The following is a 4262-nucleotide window of genomic DNA, read 5'->3' on the forward strand; positions in this document are numbered from 1 at the left end:
AATATTTATAAATGGCTTTGATATAACGGATCCTAGGTTGAATTTGACAGAAATTAGAAAAAGAGTGGGTGTTGTGTTTCAATATCCCGAGTATCAATTATTTGAAGAAACAATTGAGAAGGATATAGCTTTTGGACCTTCTAATTTAGGCTTACAACCTGATGAAATACATAGCAGGGTGAAAGCATCTATGGAGGATGTAGGCTTGAATTATGAGGAGTTCAAAGATAAATCTCCATTTGAATTATCAGGTGGTCAAAAACGGAGAGTAGCTATTGCTGGGGTTATAGCAATGAAGCCAGAAGTTTTAATATTAGATGAACCTACTGCAGGATTAGATCCTGGAGGAAGAGATGAAATATTTGAACTTATAAAAAATCTTCATGAAGAAAATAATATTACTATAATATTATCATCACATAGTATGGATGATATGGCTAAGTTAGCAAAAACTATAATTGTAATGAATCATGGTGAAATAGAGTTTATGGGATCTCCAAGAGAAGTATTTAATTCTAATACGTCTAGATTGAAAGAGATAGGGTTAGATATACCTCAAGTGCTAGAGTTAGCTATAAAGCTAAGAAAACAAGGGTTTGATATAAGAGGAGATATATTAACAATAGAAGAAGCTAAAGAAGAAATATTAAGGGTTATGAGAGGGAGAAAAAAATGTTAAAAGATATAACTATAGGGCAATATTATCCAGCTAATTCTGTTATTCATAAATTAGACTCGAGGATAAAACTTATAGCTACTTTTGTATTTATGGTGTCTTTATTCATAATAAATAAATTTTGGCCTTATGCTATAGTTTTATTATCTCTAGTATCTGTAATAAAATTATCAAGTATACCTATGAAATACATTCTAAAAGGGATTAAACCTCTTAGATGGATTATATTATTTACATTTGTTATAAATGTATTCTTCCTTCCTGGAGATGCAATTTGGTCATTTGGATTTCTGACTATTACAAGCCAGGGTATAGAACAAGCTATATTTATGGCATTAAGGCTAGTACTCTTAGTTGTAGGGACGTCGATATTGACACTAACAACATCTCCAATAGAGCTTACAGATGGTATAGAAAGGCTTTTAAATCCATTTAAAAAGATAGGGTTGCCAGTACACGAATTAGCTATGATGATGACCATAGCTTTAAGATTTATACCAACATTATTAGATGAAACAGACAAAATAATGAAGGCTCAAATGTCTAGAGGAGCTGACTTTGAAAGTAAGAATCTTATAAGCAGAGCGAAGAATTTAGTTCCATTATTAGTTCCGTTATTTGTAAGTGCTTTTAGGAGAGCTGATGAACTTGCTATGGCTATGGAAGCTAGATGTTATAGAGGTGGATATAATAGGACAAAGATGAAAGAAGCTGTTATAACGCTACCTGATTATATAGCAGGTAGTATACAGCTTATATATTTGGTTATAATTATAGCTACTAGATTTATGTAAAGAGGTATACAATGAAAAATTTAAGAGTTATAATACAATACAATGGTGCAAATTATTGTGGTTGGCAAAAACAACCGGATTCTTTAGGTATACAGGGTACAATAGAAAAAGCTATTTATGAAATAACTAAAGAAGAAGTTAAGCTTACAGGTTCAGGAAGAACTGACGCAGGAGTACATGCATTAGGTCAGGTAGCTAATTTTAAATTAGAGTCTAGTATACCTGCACATAAAATACCAAGTGCATTAAATGCTAAACTGCCTAAAAGCATATCTATAATTGCCTGTACTGAGGTAGATGATGAATTTCATTCTAGATATAGTGCTAAAGGAAAAAGATATAGATATTTAATATATAATAATATGTATAGGAGTCCTATATACAAGGATACCTCGTATCATATTAGATACGATCTTAATTTTGAAAAAATGTGTAAAGAAGCTAAGCATTTAATAGGAGAACATGATTTTAAAGGATTTATGAGCTCTGGATCATCTGTAAATGATACTGTAAGAACTATATATGACATTACTTTAGAAAAACAAGAAGATTTAATTATTTTGGAAGTAGAAGGTAATGGATTTTTATACAATATGGTAAGAATAATTGTAGGGACGTTAGTAGATATAGGCAGAGGAAGAATAAATGAAAGCTTAAAAGATATAATCAACTCGAAGAATAGAGGAAAGTGCGGTCATACTGCCCCAGCTCATGGATTATTTCTTAAAAAAGTTGATTATTAGCTTGACACACCAGGGGGCATGTATTAAAATGAATTAGAGTGTGTTAATAAGTCCACTTGCCCCGGACTTGACATAAACGGTAAAATTTTTATATGAAAATAAGTTAAGGAGGGACAACTATGAAAAGTTATATATCTAAACCAGCAGATGTACAAAGAAAATGGTACATCGTTGATGCTGAAGGAAAAACATTAGGTCGTTTATCAACTGAAATAGCGACAATATTAAGAGGGAAACACAAGGTTACTTTTACTCCTCATGTAGATGGTGGAGACTTCGTTGTTGTAGTAAATGCAGAGAAGGTAGTTTTAACAGGAAAGAAATTAGAGCAAAAAATGTACAGATACCACACTGGTTATGTAGGTGGATTAAAAGAGATACCTTACAAAGATATGATGGCTAAGAAGCCTGAAGAAGTTATATCTCATTCAGTAAGCGGTATGTTATGTAAAAACAAATTAAGAAGCAGAATGATGACTAGATTAAGAGTATTCGCAGGACCAAACCATGATCATGCAGCTCAAGATCCAGAAGTTTTAAACTTTAAATAATAATTACGGGTGAAAGGAGGAGTTATCATGGCTAACGTTCAATATTACGGAACTGGAAGAAGAAAGAGCTCTGTTGCTAGAGTTAGATTAGTAGCAGGTGAAGGAAATATAGTAGTAAATGGAAGAGCAGTTGATGAATTTTTCAACTACGAAACTTTAATAAGAGATGTTAAACAACCATTAGTTTTAACTAACAATGAAACTAAGTACGATGTTATAGTAACAGTTGAAGGTGGAGGATTCACTGGACAAGCTGGAGCTATAAGACATGGTATATCTAGAGCTTTATTAAAAGCTGATTTAGATTTAAGACCTGCTTTAAAGAAAGAAGGATTCTTAACTAGAGATGCTAGAATGAAGGAAAGAAAGAAATACGGATTAAAAGCAGCGAGAAGAGCTCCACAATTCTCAAAGAGATAATTTTTATATGTTTGTACAAAGACTTTGGAATATTCCGAAGTCTTTTTTAATATAAATATACAGGGTGATATTGTGAGAAAGTACATAAAACATATAATTTTTAGTATCATTGCATTATTATTGGTTATAGTGTCTATATTTGAAATTAAAGATGTATCCAAAGATGTTATGAAATATATGCCTGTAACGAATAAGACTATAATATTGGATGCAGGGCATGGAGGTATAGATCCAGGAGCTTTGACTAAGGACAAGAATACAGCTGAAAAAGATGTAAACTTAATTATTACACTTAAGATAAAGGAACTTTTAGAAGCTAGTGGAGCGCTTGTAATATTAACAAGAGAAGAAGATGTGAGCTTGTATGAAGAAAGTGGAAATAAAACTATAAGACAAAAATATAATGAAAATCTAAAAAACAGAAAGAAAATAATACAGGAATCTAATGCAGATATGTTTGTATCGATACATTTAAATGCATTTGAACAATCTAAATATTATGGGGCGCAGACTTTTTATCCTAAAGGGAAGGAAGACTCAATTGGATTATCGAAGTATATACAAGGGGAACTTAAAAGAGTAGTAGATAAAACAAACAATAGGGAAGTTAAAGCAAGAGACGATATATATTTATTGAAAGAAAATGAAATTCCTTCAGTATTAATAGAATGTGGTTTTTTATCTAATGAAAAAGAAGCTAAACTTTTAGTAGATGAAAAGTATCAAGAAAAACTAGCGTGGTCTATATATGTAGGAATTCAAAAATATTTTAGTTCGAATATGAATAATAATTAACAAAAAGAACATACTAAGGTTATATCACTAATGTATAGATTTAGTTGATATAACCTTTTATTGACTAAAATATAAAAAAATGTAAAAAAATATAAAAAAGTGTTGACTTAGAAAAATATAGATGTTATTATTAGTAAGTACTCAAGAGGAGTACGAAAGAACTTTGAAAATTAAACAGTAGGTTAATTTATAGAATTTGAAACAACCAAACATAAAGCCAGATATATAACAGTATCTGAGCCCTAGATAAACTTTTATTTGAGAGTTTGATCCTGGCTCAGGA

General features: G+C 31.0%; 6 protein-coding genes. All 6 read left to right on the forward strand.

Annotation, left to right across the window (positions count from 1 at the left end; translation table 11 throughout):
• Positions 1-679 (forward strand): ATP-binding cassette domain-containing protein (locus tag AC11VW_RS13815; protein WP_484302012.1); only part of this gene is annotated, 679 nt, incomplete at its 5' end.
• On the forward strand, positions 673-1470 hold the full coding sequence (locus AC11VW_RS13820; RefSeq protein ID WP_484302013.1) for an energy-coupling factor transporter transmembrane component T family protein: 798 nt from the start codon (positions 673-675) through the stop codon (positions 1468-1470). The genes AC11VW_RS13815 and AC11VW_RS13820, both read left to right, overlap by 7 nt.
• Before the next feature lie 11 nt (positions 1471-1481).
• A complete protein-coding gene (gene truA, locus AC11VW_RS13825; RefSeq protein WP_484302014.1) occupies positions 1482-2213 on the forward strand; it encodes a tRNA pseudouridine(38-40) synthase TruA in 732 nt (243 codons plus the stop codon).
• A 119-nt stretch (positions 2214-2332) separates the two neighbouring features.
• A complete protein-coding gene (rplM, locus tag AC11VW_RS13830; RefSeq protein ID WP_484302015.1) occupies positions 2333-2764 on the forward strand; it encodes a 50S ribosomal protein L13 in 432 nt (143 codons plus the stop codon).
• Between the two features lie 27 nt (positions 2765-2791).
• Positions 2792-3184 carry a 30S ribosomal protein S9 gene (rpsI, locus tag AC11VW_RS13835; RefSeq protein WP_484302016.1) on the forward strand — a complete coding sequence of 131 codons (393 nt, stop codon included), beginning with the start codon at positions 2792-2794 and terminating at the stop codon, positions 3182-3184.
• Between the two features lie 72 nt (positions 3185-3256).
• Complete coding sequence (gene cwlD, locus AC11VW_RS13840; protein ID WP_484302017.1) at positions 3257-3979, forward strand: N-acetylmuramoyl-L-alanine amidase CwlD; 723 nt, start codon at positions 3257-3259, stop codon at positions 3977-3979.
• The last annotated feature ends 283 nt before the right edge of the window (positions 3980-4262 follow it).

It is taken from the genome of Romboutsia sp. (assembly GCF_056995035.1).